We start from the raw sequence: 22811 nt of genomic DNA, 5'->3' as shown, positions 1-22811 counted from the left end.
TAGCTGAACCATACTGGCCAAGCCTGGTCGAACCAGGGTCGCTGCGACCGTGTGCGCGGCCGGGGAGGTCCGATGATTGCTGCCGCAGCTGCTGGTGAGGGTGTTCTGGATGTGGATGTGCCTGGAAACCTGGCGCGCATCGACCACATCGTCGTGCTGATGATGGAAAACCGCTCGTTTGACCACATGCTCGGCTACCTGAGCCTGGAAGGCGGGCGCGCCGATATCGATGGCTTGCAGGCCAGCCATGCCAACGTGCATGCGGGCGTCAGCTACCCCGTGCACCATTTGCGGCGCACGGCCTTTGGCCCGCAGCAAGACCCGTCGCATACGGGCATGTCGGTGGCGCAGCAATTGCAAAACAATAATAGCGGCTTTGTCGACGACTATGCGCAAACGCATCCGGGCGACCCCGACATCGATCTGGTGATGGGTTACTACAATGGGGCCGACTTGCCCATGTACGATTTCCTGGCGCGGGAGTTCTGCGTCTGCGACCGCTGCTACAGCTCCGTGCCGGGCGCCACCTGGCCCAACCGCCTGTATGCCATCAGCGGCAAGGCGGCCGGCAGCCACGACAGCAAACGCGTGCCCCTGTATGCGAACAAGTCCTTCGTGCGCCACCTCGAGCGTGCCCAGGTCAGCTGGAAATTCTATTCCGCCTGGAAACCCTGGAGCCTGGCGCTGACGGACGACCATTACCGTTCGTCGGAAATGTACGAGCCGTTCGGCTCCAGCGCCCGCCGCTATGGCTTCATCGGCGATGCGCTGGCGGGCACCTTGCCCTCGGTCAGCTGGATCGATCCGCATTTCTTTGACAATGACGACCACCCGCCGGCCGATATCCGCGCCGGCCAGGCGCTGGTGGCGCAGGTCTACCAGGCCCTGTCGCGCGGACCGGCCTGGGCGCGCACCTTGCTCATCCTCAGCTATGACGAGCACGGCGGCTTTTTCGACCATGTGCCGCCGGGCCCCGCCATCGATGACGATCCCGCGTTTCGCCGCTACGGCGTGCGCGTGCCCATGCTGCTCGTGTCGCCGCTGATCGCGCCGGGCAGCGTCAGCCACGAGGTGGTCGATCACACGTCGATCATCAAAACCATTTTGCAGCGCTTTTGCCGCGCCGCCGATGGCGCCTTGCCCCAGATGGGCGCGCGCGTGGCGGCCGCCAGTGGCTTGGGCGCCGTGCTGACCCTGGCGCAAGCGCGCGCGGCGCCCGCCGTGCCCGCTGCTGTGCTGGCGCAGCGGGCCGCATGGGAGGCGGAGGTGCGGGCGCAGGATTTTACGCCGCTGGCGCCCGCTTGCCAGCCTGATGGCGAAGTGGCGGCCGCTGCCGCCGTACCGTTCCAGTCCGATGCCGAGGCCGGCGCGATCGCCGCCCACCGGCAATTGGCGCGCACGGCCAGGAATGCGCAGGCGGTGAATAGTAAAACCGTGGGAACGACAGCGCCGAAGTCCACAGGCAGGCGCCGGCGGCAGGTGCCCGCCGGCGCGAAGAATGGTGGAAAACCTGGCGGCGCTTGACTTGGGCGATGCGCTGGGCAATGCAGGGCGCCTGTGCCGGATGGTCGCGCCCGTGGGGCTGCGTATAATCATTCCTTCTCAATCAAGGAGTGACCATGCACGATGCGATGCCCGCACACCCGGTACTCGGTGTGATCGGCCGTTCCGGTAGCGGCAAGACGACCCTGCTGGAATTTGTGGTGAAGGAACTGGCGGCGCGCGGCTTGCGCGTCAACCTGGTCAAGCACAGCCACCATGATCTGGCGCTGGAACCGCCGCAAAAAGACAGTGCCCGCCTGCGCCTGGCCGGGGCGGCGGAAGTGCTGGTGGCGTCGCCGTACCGTTTTGCCATCGTGCATGAGCTGCGCGGCGCGCCCGAGCCGAGCCTGGCGCAGCAATTGTCCCGCATGGGGCCGGCAGACCTGACCCTGGTCGAAGGTTTCAAGACGGATCCCATTCCCAAGCTGGAAGTGTTCCGCCCGGAAGTGGGACAGGCACCCCTGTATCCGCACGACCCGCATGTGATCGCCGTGGCCTCCGACAGCCCGGCGCCGGCCGACTTGCGCGAAGGCGTGGAATGGCTGGACTTGAATGCGCGCGAGCACGTGCTGGCCTGGCTGCTGCTGCAGTTGGAAAATAAGCTGGAAAAATAAGTTAAAGGTTTGCCGCGGCCATCCGTTAATACTGGTAGAACCTCATTGGAGAAACGTATGGACGTCGGAAGCATTGCTCAACTGTCAACCACGATGGCGGAGACAGGCACGCGGCAAGCCGTCGGCTTGACTGTCCTGAAAAAAGCCCAGGATATCCAAAGCTCGACCGCCACGGCCTTGTTGGCAGCGTTGCCACCGGTACAGTCGGCGCCTAGCCTGCCGGCTCACCTCGGCAACCGCATCAACACGACCGCCTGAGCGCAGTCCCGCGGCGCCAGCCTGGCGCCCGCTCTATTTACGCCCACACCACCGTCATCAACGGTGGCGGGTGGGCGTTTTTGTCTGTCTTTCCGCTTCCCCCCCCCCTCCCTCTATAAAATTGACTGATTGAAGATGGTTCGCCATGGCGCGGCCGATTCAGTAGAATGACGTTCATCACCTCGTGTTGCCTATCGTGCAGCCCGGGGCGTGCCGTGATTTGCCGCGATTACTTATCGATTACTTATCGATTACTTTGACCCATGCAAGAGGATTTTCCATGAACAAACGTCAAGCTCTCATCGCCGCCGCCCTCGCGGGCATTTGTGCCGGCACCACCCTCAACGCGGCCGCGCACGATGGCCCCGCTCCTGGCGACAAGGAAAAATGCTATGGCGTCGCCAAGGCAGGGCAGAACGATTGCGCCTCGTCCGATGGCGCGCATTCCTGCGCGGGCCAGGCGGAGGCGGACAATCTGCCGACCGAATGGACTTATGTTGCCAAGGGCACGTGCGAACAGGCGGGCGGCTCCGTCAAGCCCATCAAGGCCGGCAAGGCTGCCAAACCGGCCACGCAGCCCTAAGCGTCCGCCGCCTGCCCATGCCGCCGCCCATCCAGGCGCTTGCCGGCGTCGGCCTGCGCGCCGCGCATTACCGCGACTTCCTGGCGCGCCGGCCCAAGGTCGGCTGGCTGGAAGTGCACACTGAAAACTACCTGCAGCCGTCGGGCTGGGATAATCATGTGCTGCAAGCCCTGCGCCAGGATTACCCGATCAGCCTGCATGGCGTCGGGCTGGGCCTGGGTTCCGCGCGGGGCTTTTCCGAAGCCCATTTGCAGCATGTGCGCGCCGTGGTCGAGCGCATCGAACCGGCCCTCGTGTCGGAACACCTGAGCTGGGGCGCCGTGGCGCAGCAGCAACTCAATGATCTGTTGCCGCTGGCCTTGAATGGCGCCGCCCTGGATTTGCTGTGCGCACGAGTGGGGCGGGTGCAGGATGTGCTGAAAAGGCCGATCTTGCTGGAGAATGTCTCCACTTGCCTGCGTTTTGCCGACGATGCCATGAGCGAGGCGCAATTCCTGGCGGAGCTGGCACGCCGCAGCGGCTGCGGCCTGCTGCTCGATATCAATAACCTGTATGTGAACCAGTGCAACCACGGCGAAGACGCCTTGGCGGCCATGCAGTCCATTGCCCCAGGCAGCGTGGGCGAGCTGCACCTGGGCGGCCATCTGCTGACGCCGCATGCGGTGATCGACCACCATGGCGCCGCCGTGGCCGATCCCGTCTGGGATTTGTATGCGGCCGCCTTGCTGCGCTTTGGCGCCATGCCCACCCTGGTCGAATGGGATACGGACTTGCCCGCCCTCGATGTCTTGCTGGGCGAGGCGGACAAGGCGCAAGCCATGCTGGCGCGCCATGCGCCGCAAACGCCATGGCAGGGAACGGTGCTGCCGTCCCCGCCGCCGCCCGTGTTGCTTGACGCGCTGGCGGCCGGCCAGCAAGCGTTTGCCACAGCCTTGCTGGATGCTCAGGCCGCATTGCCAGCGTTCGCGGGAGAAGCCGTGCCGCAGCGTTTCTCGCTGTACCGCGGCAACCTGAGCGCCACCTGGCGCCGCACCCTGGGCCACGCCTACCCCGTTGTGCTGGCGCTGGTGGGCGAGGCATTCTTTGGCGGTCTGGCGCGCGCGTATGGCCGCCAGTACCCGTCCGATAGCGTCGACTTGAATGAGTTTGGCGCCCGTTTCGCCGATTTTCTGACCAGTTTTCCGCCTGTGGCCGACTTGCCCTACCTGCCGGACATGGCGCGCCTGGAATGGGCCGTGCACCTGGCCCATTACGCGGCCGATGCGCAGGGCCTGGCGCCCGAGTCGCTGGCCGCCCTGCATCCCGATCAGCTGGAAGCGCGGCGTTTCAGCTTGCATCCCGCTTGCGTCTTGCTGGCGTCCAGCTGGCAAGTGGCCGCCCTGTGGCAGGCGCATCAGGAAGGTGAAGAGCAGGGGAAGTTTCCGCAGGAGTTGCAGGTGGCCAGCTGGGCGCTCGTATGCCGGACGCGCTGGAAGGCGCAGGTGCTGGTAGAGGATGTGGCCGCGCATGCCGCCTTGGTCATGTTGCAGCAGGGCCAGACGTTTGGCGCCGCGCTCGATGCGGCGTTCGAGCTGGACCCGGCATTCGACCTGGCCGCCCACTTGCGCCAGTGGCTGGCGCACGCGGTGTTGACGGCGTGACAGTTTACTCGAAGGCCCGCAGCAGGCGCGCTTCGCCCGTCTGATCGCGGTACAGGGCATTCGCGGCCAGGGTGGCGTCCATCATGCGCGTGACTTGCTCTTCTTCAAAGCGGGCCAGCTCGGCAGTGGCCGCGACGAGGGCCAGTTCCAGCCTGGCGCGCGCGCTCTGGTACAGGCTGCTGGTGTATTTGTCTGTGTTACGCAGCAATTCTTCCGCGTTTTCTATTACCTGGCGCAAGTCGCCGATCAGGCGTTCCTGGCTGCGCGTACCTTGTTCGGGCTGGTCCATGGCGCTCCCTTCCGCAATCGATATTTATCTGACAATAACGACGTGTTTGCAGCTTGATCCAGGCAGCCAGCTGGACGCATGGGGCCGCTTTCGCACCCCATGCGGGAATCAGGCAGGAGCGACGACCGTGATACGGATATCGCCCACGCTGACGACCTGGCCGGCGCGGATCTTGGCGGTCTTGCGCAATTCCTTCTTGCCATCGACCTTCACCACGCCGCTATCGACCATGACCTTGCCTGCGCCACCGCTGTCGCACAGGCCGACCAGCTTCAACAGCTGGTTCAGCTCGACGAACTCGGATGTTAAATCAAAGCTTACTTTTTGCATTGTATCCCTTATTGCAACGATGTGTTTTCAACACTGAATGACGGTGTCAACTAAGATCATAGTTTACATGAAGCGAGGGAGAATGCAGGCTGAGCCTTAACTTTTGTTGGGCCGCGTCATCTCCAGGGGCACGATCCACGTGCTGAATTGCTCTTCCGTTACAAAGCCCAGGCCCAGCGCCGCTTCCTTCAAGGTCGTACCTTCATGCTGGGCCTGCTTGGCGATTTGCGCCGCCTTGTCGTAGCCGATGTGCGGCGCCAGCGCCGTGACCAGCATCAAGGAACGCTCCATCAGTTCGGCGATGCGTGCACGGTTCGGTTCGATGCCATGCGCGCAATGCTCGTCGAAGCTGCGCATGCCGTCGCCCAGCAGGCGCGCGCTTTGCAGGAAGTTGTGCGCAATCAAGGGCTTGAAGACGTTCAGCTCGAAATTGCCCGAGGCGCCCCCCACCGTGATGGCGACGTCGTTGCCGAAGACCTGGCAGCACAGCATGGTCAGCGCTTCGCACTGGGTGGGGTTGACCTTGCCCGGCATGATGGAGCTGCCCGGCTCGTTTTCCGGTATCGTGATTTCACCGAGGCCGGAACGGGGGCCGGAGGCCATCCAGCGCACGTCGTTGGCGATTTTCATCAGGGCCGTGGCCAGGGTTTTCAGCGCGCCATGGGCGGCGACCAGGGCATCGTGGGCGGCCAGGGCGGCAAACTTGTTGCTGGCTGTCTCGAACGGCTGACCCGTCAGGCGCGCCAGTTCTTGCGCGATGCGGCCGGCAAATTCCACGTGGGCATTCAAGCCCGTGCCGACAGCCGTGCCGCCGGCGGCCAGTTGCAGCAGCGGCGGCAACGATGCCGTGATGATGTGCTCGGCAAAGTCCAGCTGCGCCACGTAGCCCGAAAATTCCTGGCCCAGGGTCAGCGGCGTCGCATCCTGCAAATGGGTGCGGCCGATCTTGACGATGTCGGTAAATTCCGTCGCTTTCGCATCCAGGGTGGCGCGCAGCTGGCGCAGCGGCGGCAAGACCGTGTTGGCGACGGACAGGGCGGCCGCCACGTGGATTGCGGTGGGAAAGATATCGTTCGAGGACTGGCCCAGGTTGACGTCATCGTTCGGGTGCAGCAGGCGCTCGGCGCCACGCAAGCCGCCGATCAGCTCGGAGCCGCGGTTGGCCAGCACTTCATTCATGTTCATATTGCTTTGCGTGCCAGAGCCCGTCTGCCAGACGGCCAGCGGGAATTCTGCGTCATGCTTGCCGGCCAGCACTTCGTCGGCCGCCTGCGTGATGGCGATGGCTTTCTTGCCATCTAGTAATCCCAAGTCCAGGTTGACGTGGGCGGCCGCGCGCTTGACGGTGGCCAGGGCGGCGATCAGTTCGGGCGGCATCTTTTCCGTGGAGATATGGAAGTGCTCAAGCGAGCGCTGCGTTTGCGCTCCCCACAGCCGGTCGGCGGGTACGTCGATCGGGCCGAAACTGTCGCGTTCGATTCTGCTACTCATGACATCCCTTTCATCGATAGAGGTGGATCGAGTGTACTCCAGGCGTCAAAAAGGCACAGGATGATGCTGTATTGCATCATTTTTGCCGTGGCCCATCTATATTTTTGCGATTTCCTGCCGTTAAAGACAGGCGAGTCCCCCTTCTTATCCTGTTATCAAAGCGATCAGTCCATGCACAGCAGCATTATTCTCCGTTGGTCCCTGATCGCGTGCGCCGCCGCCAGCCTGGCCATGCCGCCCGTCATGGCGGCCGAACTGGGTGAGATGGCCGTGCTGTCGCACGTGGGCCAGCCCTTGCTGGCCGAGATCGAACTGACGGCACTGGCGCCCGAGGAGGCCAATGGCGTGGCCGTGCGCCTGGCCTCGCCCGATGTGTACCGCGGTGGCGGCATCGGCATGGATCCGGCCCTGCAGGGGTTGACGATCAGCCCGCTGGAGCGCGGTGGCCGCCATTATGTGCGCGTGACTACGCGGCAAGCGATCCAGGCGGGCCACGTGCATCTGTATTTATTGCTGGGCAGTGGCAATGGCGCCGTCGTGCGCCTGGGCACCCTGTGGCTGACGCCGGCGCCGCCTGCTGCCGCTGCCGTCAGTGCGCCAGCCAGGCCCGCCGTTCCGGTGCCCATGCCCATGCCTGTCCCCGCGCCGTTGCCACGCGCAGTGACTGGCGCGCCGTTGCCCGATGCTGCCGCGCTGGCGGCCCGCGCGCGTGCCGAGGGCCTGGTACGCCCGGCGCGCGTGTTCGTGCCGCCGCCCGCCGCGCCCACACCGGCTGCGCCCGCGCTGCGTGCGCCGCCGCTGCGCCGCGCCACAGCGCCCGTGGCCGCTTGCGCACCGCAGGCGGATGCCGGGCAGGCGCAAGCGTGCGTGGCGCTGGATGAGAAAAATGCGGCCCTGAATGACAAGCTCGGCGAATTGGAGGGCAAGATCGGCGCCTTGCAAAAGGCGCTGGCTCAGCCCGCCGCCGCCGCCATTGCTGCGCCGGCTGCCGCGCCTGCCGAGGCGCCGGCGCCGCATGCCAAGCCCAAGCCCCTGCACGCGGCGCCAGCCGCTGACAAGAAGGCGGGCGGCAATGGCTTGCTGTGGCTCGGTATCGGCACCGTGGCCTTCCTGTTGCTGACGGCGCTCATCGTGTATGTCGTGCGCAAGCGCAAGCAGGCGGCAGTGCCGGGCGCGCCGTCGAAATACTGGGTCTTGCTGCGCAAACCGTTCCGCCGCAAGAAAAAGGATGTGCCCGTGCTGACGGAGGCGGTGGAGGACGGAACGGTAGCCGAGCCGGAACCGGAGCCGTTCTCGCGTTAATCGTGTTGCAAGGCTGCGCTACAATTTGATATAAAAAAAGATATTGAAAAAAGACATGGATATGCTTGCCAATCGCGTTGCCTATTTCTTAAAGATGGTGTTATGATTAATTCAGTGGACTTGCTCTACGACAAAACAGCCCCAGCCTGGCGCAGTCACCAACGATAGTGTGGCGCGGCAAACAGGTGTAGCGTTGCATAAACGCCTGGGTCTGGAAGCGGTTCGCGATGCCGACGATGTGCTCGCGAACGCCGGATGCAACCGGCAGCGAGGCGACGCCAGGAGATACCTGGGGCTCGCCTTCCAAATTCCCCCCCCTCCTTGTTCCCGAGCGCCGCAGTTGTCGCGCTCCTTGCCAGGGAGTTGACGTAAAAAAAGCACCCGCGGGTGCTTTTGTCGTTTCTGGTGCTGCAGCTTCTTACATGCGGGCGCGCGCGCCCTGCATGGCGCTCGGCAGCTGCGTCATCCACGGTTCCGTGATGGCGCGGATTTCGCGGTCGTTTGCCAGGATTTGCTTGAGCAAGTCGATCTTGCGCAGGCGCGAAGCGCCGGCCAGGGCAGGCACCTTGCCCGTCATGGTCGCGCTGGCAGCGCTGGCGCACTGGTTTTCCAGGGCATCCAAGTCATTCCAGTCGCTCGAACGTGCGGCCACGACCATTTTATTGGTCATTCCTGCAATATTTTCGTACATCGAGAGAACGTCGTTGGAGGTCATGAGCACACCCGTAACTAGTGAATGGATTACCGCTTGTCTAGATTAACGGCGTGCTTATCCGGAACTTGAGGGTGTTTTTGAAAAAAAAGTGAAAATAATTGGCTATGTCACCGTCAAGTGTGGGAATGCGCCCAACGTTGCTTTCAATAACGTTTCCGATGAACGGATGCGCCTGGCGTCGAGTATCCAGCGCCAGCCCAGGTAGTTCGGCAGGTAGCGCGTCGCCACGCCGTGAAAGGGCCGTAGCCATGCGCGCAAGCGGCTGTGATAGGCATTGACGTTCTGCACGTGGGCGGCCCCTCGCACACGGATGCCAGCGCGCAAGTTGACTGCTTGGTGGCTGATGCCCGCTTCCCTCGCAAAAGCCAGATAGGCGGCATGACCGTCGGTCACCAGCAGCACGTCCTTGTCGATAACGGGTAGCAGCGAATGATGCAGCTGTGCCTTCGTCAACGCCCCTTTGCCCGTGACGAAATCGAGGGTCTGGCCCGTACGGTCGCGCGCCACCAGGATGCAAACCTGTTCATTGGAAATGCCGCGCTGATGGGCATGGCCGCCACGGCGGCGCGCCGGACGCGTCATCTGCCTGGATCCCTTTTCTGATTCCAGCACGTAGAGTTCATCGGCCTCGGCAATGCCATGCAGACAATGCGGCCGGTCCGTCTTTGCTACGCTGAGAAAACGGTGTCGCCAGCGAAACGTGGTGTTGCGGTGCAGTCCCAACTGCTGAGCGGCCTGGCGTACTGACCTGGAATCAAGCAGGCAATCCGCATAGTCGAGCCACAGCGATTTATGGCGCAAGTGCGCCAGCGGCGTACCCGTCAAGGCATTGAATGTGCGCCCACAGGATACACAGCGGTAGCGCTGCAGGCCGTGCGCATGGCCATGCCGGTGCAGGTGACACGATTGGCAGGCGGGACAGCCCAGGCGTGCTTGCGTAGCGTTTTCAAGCAGCGTGACGGTCACATCGTGTGGCTCATTGCCACACAGCAAGGCTATTCCTGCCTGCCGCTGGCGCCGGTTCAACTGCGCAAACTGCGCGATAAAGCGTATCCATTCGGCTGGCTGCATGATCGGCTCCTGCATGGTGGGTATGCAGAGTCAGACAGCCCAGCCAAGGAAAGATTCAGGCAGATCCCCTATTTATCGATGACAGAGCCAAATAATTTAGCTGATTGCTTGCCGGCCGCCGGAATCGCCCGCAAACCCGCATGGATGCGGGGGCTGGCGATTCCGGCCAGCGTGGATTTATTTGACGAGTTCTTCCAGTCCCGCGCTCAGTTCGGTGGGCGGCGGCATCTTGTCGACCAGCACCGAGGGCGGCAAACCGAGCGCTTCGGCCACGTTGCTGGGGTAGCAGGCGATGATTTCTTCATTGCTCAACGCGTTTTCATCGATGCGTGCGCGCCAGGCGGCCAGGTGGATGATGGCGGCCAGGCGGTTCAGCGGCGCCTTGGCCAGCGGATCGGGAAAGGCGGCGATGGCCTCGGCAAAGGCAGGGGGGAACTTCCAGCGGCGTGCCAGTTCGGCGCCCACCTGCGCATAGTCATAGCCCAGGGAAACCCGCTCCGCGTCAAGCCGGCGCGCGTCGAGCGGCGGGGCGATCTTGTCGAGCTGCATGGCTTGTTCGGGCATGGCTGCATGGATCACCAGTTGACCGATCGCATGCATCATGCCGATGGTGAACGCCAGATCCTGGTTGTCGCCCGTCTGTCTGGCGATCCAGCGGGCCGACACGGCGCTGTGCAGGCTGTAGCGCCAGAATTGCGGCAGATTCAGTCCCGGCACGGCCTTGTAGCCGCTGACCAGGCCCGAACTGATGACGAGCGTGCGCACGGTTACAAAGCCGAGCATCAGCACGGCGTCTTCCACCGTGCCGATGCTGCGCGAGACGTGGTAATACGCCGAGTTGGCCAGCCGCAGCAGCTTGGCGCTCAAGGCCGGGTCCGCTCCCAGCTGCCGGGCGATGTCTTCGGTGGCGATGGCGGGGTTGTCGAAACTGCGCACCAGTTCATCGACGATCTTCGGGGCGGCAGGCAGGGCGTGGGGTTGCTGAAACAGCGCTTCCAGTTGCATGGCAATCTCCTTGGCATTCGCGCGGCGCGGGGTCGTGAAACTATAGGCCGATTTTTTGTCCGCATGCAAAAAAATTCCGGGGCGCTTTTTTCATGGGAAACAGGCTATGATTTTGACTATTCCATTGAAAGGATCGCCATGCACGGTTTGCGTTTTTCCTGGTCCCGGACGCCAGTCCAGGCCGCCATCATCCTCGCCCTGGCCGGCGTGTCGCTGGCCGGCTTGCCCGCCCAGGCGCATGGCCAGCAGGCGGCCGCCAGCGCCGTTGTTCCCGCTGCCCCCACGGCCTTGCCCGGCGACGATTTCTACGATTACGTGAATGGCGACTGGCTGCGCAAGACGGAGATTCCCGCCGACCGCAGCAGCTGGGGCTCGTTCGCCATCCTCGCCAACGCCACCAACGAGCGCATCATCGGTCTCGTCGAAGGCTTGTCGGCGGCGCCGCAGGCCGATGCCTCGGCGCGCCAGGTCAGCGATTTTTACCGTTCCTGGATGGATGAATCGGCTATCGAAGCGAAAGGCTGGGCGCCGATCAAGCCGTTGCTGAAGAAGATCGATGGCATCCGCGACCTGGCGGGACTGGCCCGCGCGCTGGGCGAAAGCTTGCGCGCCGATGTCGACCCGCTCAACGCCACCAATTTTTATACGGAAAACCTGTTCGGCCTGTGGGTGGCGCAAGACTTGAACGACACCACGCGCAATGTGGCGTATCTGCTGCAGGGCGGGCTGGGCTTGCCTGACCGCGCGTTCTACCAGGGCGACAGCGCCCGCATGCAGGGCTTGCGCGCCGGCTACCAGGCGCATATCGCGGCCATGCTCAAGCAGGCCGGCTACAGCGATGCGCCGGCCCGCGCCGCGCGCGTGTTTGCGCTGGAGCAGCAAATTGCCGCCAGCCACGCCAGCCGCGAGGATTCGGCCGATGTCGCCAAGGGCAATAATGCGTGGCGCGCCGCCGACTTCGCCAGCAAGGCGCCTGGACTGGACTGGAAAGCCTTCTTCCAGGCGGCCGGTCTGGGCCAGCAGACGGATTTCATCGTCTGGCATCCGACGGCCATGACGGGCAGCGCGGCCCTGGTGGGTAGCGTGCCGCTGGCCACGTGGAAGGATTTTCTGGCCTTCCACGCCATCAATCATTTCAGCACGATTTTGCCGAAGGCGGCCGCCGAGCAGCGCTTCGCCTTCTATGGCAGCGCCCTGAGCGGCACGCCGCAGCAGTCGCCGCGCAGCAAGCGCGCGCTGGCGGCAACCAACGCGGCCCTCAGCGACGCCGTCGGCAAGCTGTACGTGGAACGCTATTTCCCACCTGAATCGAAAGCCCGCGTGCAAGACATGGTGACGAATATCGTGGCCGCCTTCTCGCGCCGCATCGACAAGCTGGACTGGATGGCGCCGGCCACCAAGGCGCAGGCGCAGGAAAAGCTCAAGACCCTGTACGTGGGCGTCGGCTATCCGGAGCGCTGGGACAGCTATGCTGGCTTGCGCGTGGTGCGTGGCGATGCGCTGGGCAATGTGCAGCGCGCGGAACAGTTTCACTACCGGCAGGAGCTGGCCAAGCTGGGCCAGTCTCCCGACCGCAAGGCCTGGGCCATGCCGGCCCAGCTGGTCAACGCCGTCAACCTGCCGCTGCAAAATGCGCTGAACTTCCCGGCCGCCATCCTGCAGCCGCCGTTTTTCGACCCGCAAGCATCCGATGCGGCCAACTATGGCGGCATCGGCGCCACCATCGGCCACGAAATCAGCCACAGTTTTGACGACCAGGGCGCGCAGTTCGACGCCCAGGGCAAGTTGCGCGACTGGTGGACGCCGGCCGACCTGGCGCATTTCCAGACGGCATCCAAGCAATTGGTGGCGCAGTTCGCGGCCTATAAACCGTTCCCCGACCTGGCCGTGAATGGCCAGCTGACCCTGAGCGAAAACCTGGCCGATCTGGCCGGCGTGGCGGCCGCGCATGACGCGTTCACCCTGTCGCAGCAGGGCAAGCCGGTGCAGCCTGGTGCGGACCGCGATTTCTTCACGGGCTATGGCGTCAGCTGGCGCAGCAAGGCGCGTGAAGCGGCGGCGCGCCAGCAAATCCTCACGGATGGCCATGCGCCGGCGCAATACCGCGCCGCCACCGTGCGCAACCTCGACGCCTGGTATCCGGCCTTCGACGTCAAGCCGGGTCAGCAGTTGTACCTGGCGCCGGAGCAGCGCGTGCGCGTCTGGTAGTCATTGACGGTGCCGCACGCCTAGCGCGCCGGCACCGTAAAATGGCGGAACATATCGACAGGACCGCCATGAAGCCGACCCCACCGCAAGACCCGCAAGACCCCATCCACGCCATCACGGGCCGCACCCTGGCCCATTACGACGCCAGCGCCGAGCAGTTTTTCGAAGGCACGCGCGACCACGACGTCAGCCAGAACATCAGCGCACTGCTGGCCGCCATCGGCCGCCCGGCGCCTTTGGAGATTCTCGACCTCGGTTGCGGCCCGGGCCGCGATTTGAAAGCGTTCACGGCCATGGGCCACCATGCGACCGGTGTCGATGGCAGCGCCCGCTTCGTCGAGATGGCGCGCGCCTACAGCGGCTGCACCGTCTGGCGGCAGGATTTCGTCGACCTCGACCTGCCCGCCGCACACTTCGACGGCGTGTTCGCCAATGCCGTGCTGTTCCACGTGCCCAGCGCCGCCTTGGCCGGCGTACTGCGCGCTTTGTCCGCGTGCCTGAAGCCCGGCGGTGTGTTGTTCAGCTCGAACCCGCGCGGGCAGAACCAGGAAGGCTGGAATGGCGCCCGCTACGGCAGCTACCATGACGAAGCGACCTGGGCCGCCTACTTGCAGGCGGCCGGTTTTACCTTGATCGAGCAGTATTACCGTCCGCCCGGCTTGCCGCGCGAGCAGCAGCCGTGGCTGGCGACGGTCTGGCGCAAAGCGGGCTGATTTCGCGTAATTAGCTGATTTTTGGCATGTGTTAGGGACCGTACATAGTTTTTGCAACCTCAAGCGTAGTATGGACACATCGACACGCAGCAAGCAGCGCAAGCCGCTTCAAGCAGCGAGTGAGCCGCAGTACCGGCCCTTCGGGGCAGGACAACAGATGTACCAACTACAGTGAGGATCCATCATGAACAAAGATCAAGTCGAAGGTAAACTGAAGGAAGTCGGCGGTAAAATCCAGGAACAAGCTGGCAAACTGGTCGGCAGCGAAGAACAGCAAGCCAAGGGCCTGGCAAACCAGGTCGAAGGCAAAGTGCAGAAGAAAGTGGGCGATGTGAAAGATGCGGTCGAGACCGTAACGCGCAAGCCATAATCTGACGCACGCATAAAAAAACCGCCGCCTGTCGCGAGACAGGCGGCGGTTTTCATTTGCGGGCGCGCTTTACTTCGCGACGCCCAGGTTCTGCTTGAAGAACATTTCAATTTTCTTGTACACGTGGCGCTGGCCCGCGCGCGACGAGATGCCGTGCTTGGCGCCCGGATACGTCATCAGGTCGAACTGCACGCCGCGGTTCACCAGCGCGTCGATCAGGCGCGTGCTGTTGCTGAACAAGACGTTGTCGTCGGCCATGCCGTGCACCAGCAGCAGCGGCGACTTCAAGCCGTCGAGGTGGGCGAACACGGTGCTGGCCTTGTAGCCATCGACGTTTTCCTTCGGCATGCCGAGGAATTGCTCCGTGTAGTGGGTGTCGTACAGCGACCAGTCGGTCACGGGTGCCACGGAAACGCCCATGGCGATCTTGTCGGATGCGGCCGACAGCAAGCGCAAGGTCATGAAGCCGCCGTAGCTCCAGCCGAACACGCCGATGCGTTTAGGATCGACGAAGCTTTGCTTGCCCAGCCAGTCGATGCCGACCAGCTGGTCGGCCACTTCGGCCGCGCCCAGATTATGGTAGATGGCGTCCGTGAACGCGCGCTCGCGGCGCGACGAACCGCGGTTATCGAGGCGGAAGACGACAAAGCCCTGCTGCGCCATGTACTGGTCGAAGTTGTTGCCCCAGCGGCGCGCCACGTGCTGCGAGTGCGGGCCGCCGTACGTCGACAGGTAGACGGGATAGCGCTTGCTTGCGTCGAAGTTCGATGGCTTGACGATGGAGTAGTACAGCGTCTGGCCATCGTTGGCCTTCAGGGTGCCGTACTCGGTCGGCAGGTGGTCCGCCTTGTATTTGGCGTACGGGTGGCTGGCGTTCAGCGCGTTTTCTTCCAGCCAGCCCACCATGGCGCCGTCCGGGCGGCGGATGCTCACTTGCGGCGGCGTGGCTGGGTCGGAATACGTGTCGACGAAGACTTCGCCATTGCGCGAGAACGTCGTGTCGTGCCAGCCGTCGGCTTTCGTCACGCGCTGCGGTTTGTCGGCCGTGCTGCCATCGAGGGCCAGGGCGTAGGTTTGCTTGTCTATGACGGCGTCGCGGTTCGACGCGACGAACACTTTACCGGTTTTCTGGTTCACGGCCAGCACGTTGTCGATGCCCCATGCGCCGGAAGTGACCGGGTGCAGCAGCTTGCCGCTCATGTCGTACAAATACAGGTGATTGCGGCCCGTGCGTTCGGACGACCACAGGAAGGTGCCGTTCGTCAGGAAGCGCAGGTCGTCATGGATGCTGACCCAGGTCTTTGACGTTTCCGTCAGCAGGGTGCGCTGCGCCAGCGTGCTTGCATCGACGGCCACCAGGTCGAGGGTCTTCTGGTCGCGCGACTGGCGCTGGTACACGAGCGACTTGCTGTCCGCGCTCCAGTCGGCGCGCACCAGATAGATGTCCGGGTTCGTGCCCAGGTCCACCTGGCGCTGCGCGCCCGTTTCCGGCGAGACGATCAGCAGCTGCACCAGCACGTTCGGGTCACCGGCGGCAGGGTAGCGCTGCTCGACGACGTCGGTGCGGTCGGCGAAGATTTCAAAGCGGCGCACGACGGGCACGGGCGCTTCGTCATAGCGTTTGTAGGCGATGGCGGAATCGTCGGGCGCCCAGTAGTAGCCGGTGCGCTGGCCCATTTCTTCCTGCGCCACGAATTCGGCTTCGCCGTTGCGGATCGTGCCCTTGCCATCGGTCGTCAGCTGGCGTTCCTGGCCCGACTTCAGGTCGATCACATAGATGTTCTGGTCGCGCACGAACGACACATAGCGGCCTTTCGGCGAGATTTTCGGATCGAGCACATTGCCCTTGGCGACCAGGCGCGCCTTGTCCGGGTGGGCTGCGTCGACCAGGTACAGATTGCCGGCCAGCGGCACCAGCAGCTGCTTGCCATCGGGCGACCAGCTGTAGCTGAGAATGCCGTTCAGGCTGGCCGTGCGCTCGCGTTCGCGGCGCGCCTGCTCTTCGGGCGAAATCGTTTCATTCGGCACCAGCGCCTTCGAGTCGATCAGGCGGTGCGTGCTCTTGTCCTTCAGCTTGAATTCCCACAGGTCGAGCTGGAACTGGTTGTCCGCGCGGCCGCGCAGGAACGTGACTCTCTCGCCATCGGGCGAGACCTTCAGGTTGCGCACGCCGGGGCCGGCCAGCGCCGGATCGGCGTGGATGCGTTCCAGGGTCAGCTTTTCAGCCGATGCGGGAACGCTGGCCATCGCGGCCAGAAAACAAAGAATAAAACGCATGGATGTCTCGGTAGTTGGAAGGATGAAGGGCACTGCATGCATAGGCGAACTTGAGCGCTGCCTAAGCGTAAGACGATACCAGAGCGTGCCTCTTTATGCGATAGCCCCGGCCACGGAATATGGGGGCGCTGGCCGTATTTCCTTCGCTGGAAATATCCGATAGCCGCCCATTCCATGGCGCTTTATGCGGTTCAGGCCAATATCGACCCTGCGATCACGGTCAGGCACGCGCCGCCTATCCAGGCCTGGCCATCGCGGAAGCGGACCGATACGCGGCCGTCGCGTTGCAGGCAGGTGCCCTGGCGGACGCTGTAGTCGCCACCGGCCAGCACCTGCGCGATGCAGGCATTGGCGCTGCCCGTGACGGGGTCTTCCACCAGCGCGCCATGTTCGCTGAGCAGCGCGCGCACTTCGTAGTCGGCCGGTCCGCCTGCTGCGTGCGGGCCGTACAGCGCCAGGCCATCGGTCCCGGAGGCGGCCAGCAAGGCCGTCAGCGCGGCGATATCGGCGCGTACGGCCAGGCAGGCGGCGGCGCTTGCCAGCGGCACGCACAGCCAGCGGATGCCCATGTCGACGACGCTGCCGGCAGCGGCTGGCGTGCCGGCCAGCGCTGTTTGCAGCAGGGGCAGCAGAGTGGGTTCGAGCGCGCGCGCCGTGCAGGGCGGCGCCTGGAACGCCAGCACGCCGCCCGCCTGCTGTTCAATGTGCACCAGGCCGACGCCGCATTCCTGCACGATGCGCGCGCCTTTCGGCTGCAGGCCCACATCGAGCAGGGCGTGCGCCGTGCCCAGGGTCGGGTGGCCGGCAAACGGGAATTCCGTCTCGGGCGAAAAGATACGCACGCGGTAGTCGGCGGCGGGATCGCGCGCCGCCAGTACGAAGGTGGTTTCCGACAAGCCGGTCCAGCGCGCAATCGCCTGCATCTGCGCGTCATCCAGGCCGTCGGCGTCGAGCACCACCGCCAGCGGATTGCCCTGGAAGGGCACGCTGCTGAAGACATCGACTTGCCTGAAGGGGCGCGGTTGTGGCATGGCTGTTCCTTGCGGGAGGGTCAGGCGGCACGCAGGCGCTGCAGCGACAGCCGGTTCAGATACCACGTCAGCAGCACGGCCGCCACCGTCAGGCCCGTCACCAGGCCGATCCAGAAGCCAGCGGCGGCCATCGGTGCTGCCGGCGACCAGGGGAAGCCTTGCGGCGCGAGGCCCAGCACGTAGCCGATCGGCAGCGAGAAGCCCCAGAAGGCCAGCAGCTGGATCAGCATCGGCTGGCGCGTCACCTTGTAGCCGCGAATCGCGCAGGACGTGGCGACCTGCGTCGCGTCGGACAGCTGGAACAGGGCGGCGAACAGCAGCAGCTGCGCGCACAGGGCCTGCACTTGCGGATCGGACGTGTAGGCTTGCGCGATCTGGTGGCGGAAGACGGTGATGATGGTGGCCGAGACGATGGCCGCCGTCAGCGACATGGCCACGCCTACCCATGAAATGAAGCGGGCCTTGCGCAAATTGGCTTCGCCCACGGCATGGCCCACGCGCGTGACGAGCGCGATGCCGAAGGTGAGCGGCACCATGAAGACGACGGACGAGAAATTCAGGGCGATCTGGTGCGCCGACACCTGGATCACGCCGAAGCGCGCCACCAGCAGGCTGATGACGCCAAAGGCGCTCACTTCGGCAAAGTAGGTCACGCCGATGGGCAGGCCCAGGCGCAGCATGGGGCCGATGGACGACAGCTGCGGCCCTTCCCAGTACGTGAACGGATACGTGGCGCGGTAGGCGGGCGCGATCCTGATCCAGGTCAGCATGGCCAGCAGCATCATCCACACGCAGCAGGTAGTGGCCACGGCGCAGCCCACGCCGCCCATCTTCGGCATGCCCCAGTGGCCGTAGATCAACAGGTAGTTGACGAAAATATTCAGCGCCAGCGCGGCCAGCGCGATGACCATCACGGGCTTGGTCTGGTTGATGCTGGTGCTGTAGCCGTACAGCGCGCGGTAGGCGGCGAACGGCGGCAGCGCGCAGCTGATGATGTGCACGAACAGCTTGGCCTTGGATGCGACGGCGGGTTCGAGCATCAGGTGGTCGAACACCAGCGCCGCCATGTTCGTCAGCAGGCAAGCGACCAGGCCCACGAGCAGCGCCTTCCACAGCGACTGGCGCACGATGTGCGGCACCTTGTCGTGGCGTGCGGCGCCGATTTCATGCGCGACCAGCGTATTGATCGCCATCATGATGCCGCTCACGGTGACGAGCGCGATGGACCAGATGGCCGCGCCCAGCGAGACGGCCGCCAGTTCCTCGGGATTCGTATGCCCCGTCATCGCCACATCGGCCGCGCCCATGCCGACGGTGGCCAGCTGGCCGATCAGGATGGGCCAGGCCAGCTTCCACAGCGATGAGACTTCAGTGCGGATGGCAGGCAGGGTGAACGAGGTGGTGTGTGGCATGGCGGCAAGCTTGACGAAACACAAGATTCTACCGGCATTCGCCGTGCTTGTCCGCCGTGGCCCCGCGAGGGGCCGGGCGCGGTAATCATTTGTTACAGCTAAATGGGCCAGTCGCGGCTAGACTGCGTGCTCTATTTGGCAAGATGACCAAATAGTCACACCGTACTATCCTGACTATGGAGCAAGACCATGCTGAGACACACCCTGAACTGCGCCCTGTTGCTGGGCGCCGCCATGACGGCCGAACTGGCCGGCGCTGGCGAACTGACCCTGTATTCGCGCGACGATTATCACGGCCGCTCGCAGACCGTGCGCGATACGGTCGCCGACCTGGAAGACGTCCGTTTCAACGACACGACGCAAAGCATCCGCGTGCGCTCGGGCCGCTGGGAAGCGTGCGAGGAAGCCGATTTTCGCGGTGATTGCTTCCTGCTCGAGGCGGGCGAGTATCCAACGCTCGATGAACGCGCCAACAAGATCACCTCGCTGCGCGAAGTGCGCGGCGGCTGGGGTGGGCATCCGGGCCGCGATCGTGACCGTGGGCGAGATCGGGACGGCCGCTGGGAACGCGACCGGGAGCACGGCCATTTGCCAGGGCGCTCGCTGGGCGGCGAACTGACCTTTTACACGCGCGACGATTTCGCCGGCCGCAGCTTGAGCGTGCGCAACTCTTCAGCCGACTTGCGCGAGCGCGATTTCAACGACACGGTGCAAAGCGTGCGCGTGCGCTCCGGCTATTGGGAAGTGTGCGAGGACGTGGGCTTCCGCGGCCGTTGCCGCACCCTGGAACCCGGTGAATACGCGAGCCTGGAACGCATGAGCAACCGCATCTCGTCGGTGCGCGAAGTGCGCTGACGCCAGACTGGCAAGCGTAGCCGGTCCCTGCCGGGGCCGGCTATTGCTTTTAGTAACAATTTATTGTGCTTTTCCCATACTTTGTTACACCGTTTTTTTCTGCGGATGGTTACACTGGCATCAGTTGTCATGTCGATCATTTGTCTTGAGCGACCCTCCGTGGGGGAGGGCGCTTGTTACAATGGCATCCTGGCGTTTTGGCCAGGCAAATCATCACCAAAGAATGAAGAATGGAGTTAATCATGACGGGCCCTCTCAAACACACGCTGGCATGCGCGGCGACCTTGCTGCTCTCGCTGGGGGGCCATGCGGCCGCCCATGCGGGCGAGATCACCCTGTTCCAGGATGACAATTTCCGTGGCCGCGCCGTGACCCTGCGCGAAACGGCGGATAACCTGTCGCCCCAGGGCTTCAACGACAAGGTGTCGAGCATCGTGGTGCGTTCAGGAACCTGGGATGTCTGTACCGATGCCGGCTTCCGCGGCAGGTGCAAGACCCTGGGGCCGGGCGAGTACGCCTCGATGCCTGGCATGAACGACGCCATCAGTTCAGTGCGTGAAACGGGGCGCGGCGATGGCTATAATCCAGGACGCCCGGGGCGCGATCCGGACCGTGGCAATGGCGGCTATGGCCGTGGCGGCAGCCTGGAAGTGTATTCGGGCGCGGGCCAGAATGGCGGCTCGGCGCGCCTGAACCGCGATACGGACGATTTCGTCGGCATCGGTTTCAATGACCGCACCACGAGCATCGTCATCCATAACGGCTACTGGCAGCTGTGCAGCGACTCGAACTACCAGGGCACGTGCCGCATTTTCGGCCCAGGCCGCCACGACGACCTGGGGCGCGGTCTTGATGGGCGCGTGTCGTCGGCGCGCATGGTCGACGAGCGCGAAGCGCGCCGCCAGCAGCAGTACGATAACCAGTACCAGCGGCCGCAGTACGAGCAGCAGTATCCGCAATATCAACAGCCGCAATACCAGCAGCCGCAGTACCAGCAGCGCGGCGCCGTACTGCTGTTCCCCGAGGCGGGCATGCGCGGCGAACCGCTGGCGCTGGAGCGCAACGCGGAGGACCTGGTGCGCTTCAATTTCAACGACCGCGCCTCGTCCATCATCGTCAATGAGGGCCAGTGGGAAGTGTGCAGCGATTCGAACTTCCGTGGCCGCTGTGAAGTGATCGGGCCGGGCGAGTATGGCCGACTGAACGCCATGGAAAACCAGATTTCCTCGCTGCGCCGCGTACGCTGACCGCGTCCCTGCGCCGTGCTGACAGGCCGCCTGCCGGGAATGCCCGCCAGGCGGTTTTTACATTCCCAGCCGTGTGATGACATTTGCTTGCCCTTTGTTACACTCGCCGCCTGCCGCCTGGACTACACTGGCGAAAATGTCTCAGTATTGGAGTTGTCATGGTTCGATCTTTCCGCCCCGCGCTGCTGTGCGCCGCCACCTTCCTTGCCCCGCTTGCCGCATCGGCGGGCGAAATCACCCTGTTCCAGGATGCCGGTTTCCGCGGCCGCCCCGTCACCCTGCGTTCCGATGCGGCAGAGTTGTCGCGCATGGGCTTTAACGACAAGACCTCGAGCATCATCGTGCGCTCGGGTACCTGGGAAGTATGCAAGGACGCCAATTACCGGGGCAATTGCCGCACTCTGGGGCCGGGCCGCTACGACACCATGCCGGGCATGAACGACGCCGTTTCCTCCGTGCGCGAAGTGGGCCGCCCGGGCCATGGCGGCGGCGATCACCGTCCCTACCCGCCACGCCCGCCGCGTCCGGAGCCGGAACGTCCTCATCCCGGTTACCCCGGCCACGGCGGCGGCCACCGTCCCGACATGAATGGCGCCGTGCTGCTGTTCCCCGATGCCGGCATGCGCGGCCGGCCCGTGCGCCTGGACCGCGAGGTGCACGACTTGAACCGCTATGGTTTCAACGACCGCGCCGAATCGCTCGTCGTCAATTACGGCCGTTGGGAATTCTGCGTCGACGCCAACTTCCGCGGCCGCTGCGTGGTGATGGGACCGGGCAGCTACGGCCGCCTGCACGGTGGCCTCGACCGCCGCATTTCCTCGCTGCGCCGCGTGCGCTGATTCCGCGGCCGGGCAGCGTTGTATTGTGCACACGCTGTCCAGCGCCCAATTCGTGTACTCTTCCCATAGGCAGTTCAACCATGGGGAGCAGGCACGGTGGAATACAAGGACTATTACAAGGAGCTTGGCGTCGAGAAGACGGCGACCGAGGCCGATATCAAGAAGGCGTACCGCAAGCTGGTGCGCAAATACCACCCCGACGTGAGCAAGGAGCCGGACGCCGACAAGCGCACCAAAGCCTTGAACGAGGCTTACGGCGTGCTGGGCGACGCGGAAAAGCGAACCGCCTACGATGAACTGGGCCGCAACCAGGGCGCGCAGGGCCAGCCATTCCGCCCGCCGCCGGACTGGGGTGCGGGCTACGAATCGTCGGGCGCCGACGACAGCGACTTCTTTGCCGACCTGTTCGCCCACGTGGGCGGGCGGCGCCGCTCCAACAGCACTTTCCAGATGCAGGGCGAGGACAGCCACGCCGCCATCACCATCGATCTGCAGGACAGTTTCCAGGGCGCCAAGCGCCACATCGTCATGCGCGTGCCCGAAGCGGATGCGCAAGGCCACGTGGTGACGCGCGAACGCACCCTGGAAGTGACGATACCGAAAGGCGTCACGGAAGGACAGCAGCTGCGCATGAGGGGGCAGGGCAATCCCGGTAGCGGCGGCGCGCCCGCCGGCGATCTGTACCTGGAGATTCGCTTCCGGCCCGATGCGCGCTACAAGGTGGAGGGGCGCGACGTCTTCGAGACGGTACCCGTCACGCCATGGGAAGCGGCACTGGGCGGCGCAATCGACGTGCCCACGCCATCGGGCACGGTGTCCGTGACGGTGCCGTCCAATTCGCAGACGGGGCGCAAGCTGCGCCTGAAGGGGCGCGGCATCCCCGCCGCCCAGCCGGGCGACCTGTATCTGCTGCTGGAAGTGGTGCTGCCGCCGGCGAACGACGACAAGGCGCGCGAACTGTATGCAACCATGGCGCGCGAGATGGCTTTCAATCCGCGCCAGAAGCTGGGAGGGTAAAT

At 64.3% G+C, this 22811-nt stretch carries 22 protein-coding genes; 13 read left to right on the top strand and 9 right to left on the bottom strand.

The window, feature by feature from the left end:
- Nucleotides 1-72 precede the first annotated feature (72 nt).
- The 5 genes from ACPJXG_RS22145 to ACPJXG_RS22125 all read left to right on the top strand — a co-directional run bounded on the left by ACPJXG_RS22145 (nucleotide 73) and on the right by ACPJXG_RS22125 (nucleotide 4637).
- Nucleotides 73-1524, top strand: a complete 1452-nt coding sequence (locus tag ACPJXG_RS22145) for an alkaline phosphatase family protein (RefSeq protein WP_425252354.1) — start codon at nucleotides 73-75, stop codon at nucleotides 1522-1524.
- 95 nt (nucleotides 1525-1619) lie between these two features.
- The gene (gene mobB / locus ACPJXG_RS22140; protein WP_176390481.1) at nucleotides 1620-2156 is read left to right on the top strand and encodes a molybdopterin-guanine dinucleotide biosynthesis protein B; all 537 of its coding nucleotides are present in this window, start codon (nucleotides 1620-1622) and stop codon (nucleotides 2154-2156) included.
- 57 nt (nucleotides 2157-2213) lie between these two features.
- On the top strand, nucleotides 2214-2414 hold the full coding sequence (locus ACPJXG_RS22135) for a YjfB family protein (RefSeq protein WP_034781856.1): 201 nt from the start codon (nucleotides 2214-2216) through the stop codon (nucleotides 2412-2414).
- Nucleotides 2415-2694: 280 nt separating this feature from the next.
- Nucleotides 2695-2997, top strand: a complete 303-nt coding sequence (locus ACPJXG_RS22130; protein WP_077400619.1) for a DUF2282 domain-containing protein — start codon at nucleotides 2695-2697, stop codon at nucleotides 2995-2997.
- 17 nt (nucleotides 2998-3014) lie between these two features.
- A complete protein-coding gene (locus ACPJXG_RS22125; protein WP_425252353.1) occupies nucleotides 3015-4637 on the top strand; it encodes a DUF692 family multinuclear iron-containing protein in 1623 nt (540 codons plus the stop codon).
- A gap of 4 nt (nucleotides 4638-4641) precedes the next feature.
- On the opposite strand, the gene ACPJXG_RS22120 is transcribed toward ACPJXG_RS22125, so the two are convergent.
- The 3 genes from ACPJXG_RS22120 to fumC form a co-directional block, all read right to left on the bottom strand.
- Nucleotides 4642-4926 (bottom strand): hypothetical protein, encoded by a 285-nt coding sequence (locus tag ACPJXG_RS22120; protein WP_035825472.1) that lies wholly within the window; start codon nucleotides 4924-4926, stop codon nucleotides 4642-4644.
- 108 nt (nucleotides 4927-5034) lie between these two features.
- Complete coding sequence (locus ACPJXG_RS22115) at nucleotides 5035-5256, bottom strand: RNA-binding S4 domain-containing protein (protein ID WP_071079051.1); 222 nt, start codon at nucleotides 5254-5256, stop codon at nucleotides 5035-5037.
- 96 nt (nucleotides 5257-5352) lie between these two features.
- A complete protein-coding gene (gene fumC, locus ACPJXG_RS22110; RefSeq protein WP_425252352.1) occupies nucleotides 5353-6747 on the bottom strand; it encodes a class II fumarate hydratase in 1395 nt (464 codons plus the stop codon).
- Nucleotides 6748-6918: 171 nt separating this feature from the next.
- Between fumC and ACPJXG_RS22105 the strand changes: the two genes are divergently transcribed.
- Nucleotides 6919-8049 (top strand): hypothetical protein, encoded by a 1131-nt coding sequence (locus tag ACPJXG_RS22105; protein ID WP_278317978.1) that lies wholly within the window; start codon nucleotides 6919-6921, stop codon nucleotides 8047-8049.
- Nucleotides 8050-8467: 418 nt separating this feature from the next.
- Here ACPJXG_RS22105 and ACPJXG_RS22100 read toward each other — a convergent pair whose 3' ends face one another.
- The 3 genes from ACPJXG_RS22100 to ACPJXG_RS22090 form a co-directional block, all read right to left on the bottom strand.
- A complete protein-coding gene (locus tag ACPJXG_RS22100; protein WP_235211804.1) occupies nucleotides 8468-8719 on the bottom strand; it encodes a flagellar protein FliT in 252 nt (83 codons plus the stop codon).
- 147 nt (nucleotides 8720-8866) lie between these two features.
- Entirely contained in the window at nucleotides 8867-9835 is a 969-nt protein-coding gene (locus tag ACPJXG_RS22095; RefSeq protein WP_425252351.1) for an IS1595 family transposase, read from the bottom strand.
- A gap of 177 nt (nucleotides 9836-10012) precedes the next feature.
- Nucleotides 10013-10840, bottom strand: coding sequence for an HDOD domain-containing protein (locus ACPJXG_RS22090; protein WP_278317979.1), 828 nt, complete (start codon nucleotides 10838-10840; stop codon nucleotides 10013-10015).
- 138 nt (nucleotides 10841-10978) lie between these two features.
- Between ACPJXG_RS22090 and ACPJXG_RS22085 the strand changes: the two genes are divergently transcribed.
- The 3 genes from ACPJXG_RS22085 to ACPJXG_RS22075 all read left to right on the top strand — a co-directional run bounded on the left by ACPJXG_RS22085 (nucleotide 10979) and on the right by ACPJXG_RS22075 (nucleotide 14131).
- Nucleotides 10979-13048 carry a M13 family metallopeptidase gene (locus ACPJXG_RS22085; protein WP_425252350.1) on the top strand — a complete coding sequence of 690 codons (2070 nt, stop codon included), beginning with the start codon at nucleotides 10979-10981 and terminating at the stop codon, nucleotides 13046-13048.
- A gap of 68 nt (nucleotides 13049-13116) precedes the next feature.
- Nucleotides 13117-13761 carry a class I SAM-dependent methyltransferase gene (locus tag ACPJXG_RS22080; protein ID WP_425252349.1) on the top strand — a complete coding sequence of 215 codons (645 nt, stop codon included), beginning with the start codon at nucleotides 13117-13119 and terminating at the stop codon, nucleotides 13759-13761.
- A 184-nt stretch (nucleotides 13762-13945) separates the two neighbouring features.
- Nucleotides 13946-14131 (top strand): CsbD family protein, encoded by a 186-nt coding sequence (locus ACPJXG_RS22075; protein WP_035825486.1) that lies wholly within the window; start codon nucleotides 13946-13948, stop codon nucleotides 14129-14131.
- Nucleotides 14132-14200: 69 nt separating this feature from the next.
- Here ACPJXG_RS22075 and ACPJXG_RS22070 read toward each other — a convergent pair whose 3' ends face one another.
- From ACPJXG_RS22070 to ACPJXG_RS22060, 3 genes are all read right to left on the bottom strand, one after another.
- Complete coding sequence (locus ACPJXG_RS22070; protein WP_425252348.1) at nucleotides 14201-16408, bottom strand: S9 family peptidase; 2208 nt, start codon at nucleotides 16406-16408, stop codon at nucleotides 14201-14203.
- A gap of 191 nt (nucleotides 16409-16599) precedes the next feature.
- Nucleotides 16600-17439 (bottom strand): PhzF family phenazine biosynthesis protein, encoded by an 840-nt coding sequence (locus ACPJXG_RS22065; protein WP_425252347.1) that lies wholly within the window; start codon nucleotides 17437-17439, stop codon nucleotides 16600-16602.
- A gap of 20 nt (nucleotides 17440-17459) precedes the next feature.
- Complete coding sequence (locus ACPJXG_RS22060) at nucleotides 17460-18851, bottom strand: MATE family efflux transporter (RefSeq protein ID WP_425252346.1); 1392 nt, start codon at nucleotides 18849-18851, stop codon at nucleotides 17460-17462.
- Nucleotides 18852-19040: 189 nt separating this feature from the next.
- On the opposite strand from ACPJXG_RS22060, the gene ACPJXG_RS22055 reads away from it, so the two are divergent.
- From ACPJXG_RS22055 to ACPJXG_RS22040, 4 genes are all read left to right on the top strand, one after another.
- Complete coding sequence (locus ACPJXG_RS22055; RefSeq protein WP_425252345.1) at nucleotides 19041-19706, top strand: beta/gamma crystallin family protein; 666 nt, start codon at nucleotides 19041-19043, stop codon at nucleotides 19704-19706.
- Nucleotides 19707-19948: 242 nt separating this feature from the next.
- Nucleotides 19949-20953: a beta/gamma crystallin-related protein gene (locus ACPJXG_RS22050; RefSeq protein ID WP_219313731.1), complete on the top strand. Its 1005-nt coding sequence runs from the start codon at nucleotides 19949-19951 to the stop codon at nucleotides 20951-20953.
- A 158-nt stretch (nucleotides 20954-21111) separates the two neighbouring features.
- Entirely contained in the window at nucleotides 21112-21792 is a 681-nt protein-coding gene (locus tag ACPJXG_RS22045) for a beta/gamma crystallin-related protein (protein WP_219313733.1), read from the top strand.
- A 96-nt stretch (nucleotides 21793-21888) separates the two neighbouring features.
- A complete protein-coding gene (locus ACPJXG_RS22040) occupies nucleotides 21889-22809 on the top strand; it encodes a DnaJ C-terminal domain-containing protein (RefSeq protein WP_425252344.1) in 921 nt (306 codons plus the stop codon).
- Nucleotides 22810-22811: the final 2 nt, after the last annotated feature.

The sequence above is a fragment of the Janthinobacterium sp. NFX145 genome, from assembly GCF_049810325.1.
GTDB classification, from domain to species: Bacteria; Pseudomonadota; Gammaproteobacteria; order Burkholderiales; family Burkholderiaceae_D; genus Janthinobacterium; species Janthinobacterium rivuli.
This window is presented reverse-complemented; position numbering and strand designations above follow the sequence as displayed.

Bases quoted from the DNA above. Each gene is read 5' to 3' on its own strand.
- ACPJXG_RS22145 (WP_425252354.1), top strand. From the start codon at position 73: ATGATTGCTGCCGCAGCTGCTGGTGAGGGTGTTCTGGATGTGGATGTG.
- mobB (WP_176390481.1), top strand. From the start codon at position 1,620: ATGCACGATGCGATGCCCGCACACCCGGTACTCGGTGTGATCGGCCGT.
- ACPJXG_RS22135 (WP_034781856.1), top strand. From the start codon at position 2,214: ATGGACGTCGGAAGCATTGCTCAACTGTCAACCACGATGGCGGAGACA.
- ACPJXG_RS22130 (WP_077400619.1), top strand. From the start codon at position 2,695: ATGAACAAACGTCAAGCTCTCATCGCCGCCGCCCTCGCGGGCATTTGT.
- ACPJXG_RS22125 (WP_425252353.1), top strand. From the start codon at position 3,015: ATGCCGCCGCCCATCCAGGCGCTTGCCGGCGTCGGCCTGCGCGCCGCG.
- ACPJXG_RS22120 (WP_035825472.1), bottom strand. From the start codon at position 4,926: ATGGACCAGCCCGAACAAGGTACGCGCAGCCAGGAACGCCTGATCGGC.
- ACPJXG_RS22115 (WP_071079051.1), bottom strand. From the start codon at position 5,256: ATGCAAAAAGTAAGCTTTGATTTAACATCCGAGTTCGTCGAGCTGAAC.
- fumC (WP_425252352.1), bottom strand. From the start codon at position 6,747: ATGAGTAGCAGAATCGAACGCGACAGTTTCGGCCCGATCGACGTACCC.
- ACPJXG_RS22105 (WP_278317978.1), top strand. From the start codon at position 6,919: ATGCACAGCAGCATTATTCTCCGTTGGTCCCTGATCGCGTGCGCCGCC.
- ACPJXG_RS22100 (WP_235211804.1), bottom strand. From the start codon at position 8,719: ATGACCAATAAAATGGTCGTGGCCGCACGTTCGAGCGACTGGAATGAC.
- ACPJXG_RS22095 (WP_425252351.1), bottom strand. From the start codon at position 9,835: ATGCAGCCAGCCGAATGGATACGCTTTATCGCGCAGTTTGCGCAGTTG.
- ACPJXG_RS22090 (WP_278317979.1), bottom strand. From the start codon at position 10,840: ATGCAACTGGAAGCGCTGTTTCAGCAACCCCACGCCCTGCCTGCCGCC.
- ACPJXG_RS22085 (WP_425252350.1), top strand. From the start codon at position 10,979: ATGCACGGTTTGCGTTTTTCCTGGTCCCGGACGCCAGTCCAGGCCGCC.
- ACPJXG_RS22080 (WP_425252349.1), top strand. From the start codon at position 13,117: ATGAAGCCGACCCCACCGCAAGACCCGCAAGACCCCATCCACGCCATC.
- ACPJXG_RS22075 (WP_035825486.1), top strand. From the start codon at position 13,946: ATGAACAAAGATCAAGTCGAAGGTAAACTGAAGGAAGTCGGCGGTAAA.
- ACPJXG_RS22070 (WP_425252348.1), bottom strand. From the start codon at position 16,408: ATGCGTTTTATTCTTTGTTTTCTGGCCGCGATGGCCAGCGTTCCCGCA.
- ACPJXG_RS22065 (WP_425252347.1), bottom strand. From the start codon at position 17,439: ATGCCACAACCGCGCCCCTTCAGGCAAGTCGATGTCTTCAGCAGCGTG.
- ACPJXG_RS22060 (WP_425252346.1), bottom strand. From the start codon at position 18,851: ATGCCACACACCACCTCGTTCACCCTGCCTGCCATCCGCACTGAAGTC.
- ACPJXG_RS22055 (WP_425252345.1), top strand. From the start codon at position 19,041: ATGCTGAGACACACCCTGAACTGCGCCCTGTTGCTGGGCGCCGCCATG.
- ACPJXG_RS22050 (WP_219313731.1), top strand. From the start codon at position 19,949: ATGACGGGCCCTCTCAAACACACGCTGGCATGCGCGGCGACCTTGCTG.
- ACPJXG_RS22045 (WP_219313733.1), top strand. From the start codon at position 21,112: ATGGTTCGATCTTTCCGCCCCGCGCTGCTGTGCGCCGCCACCTTCCTT.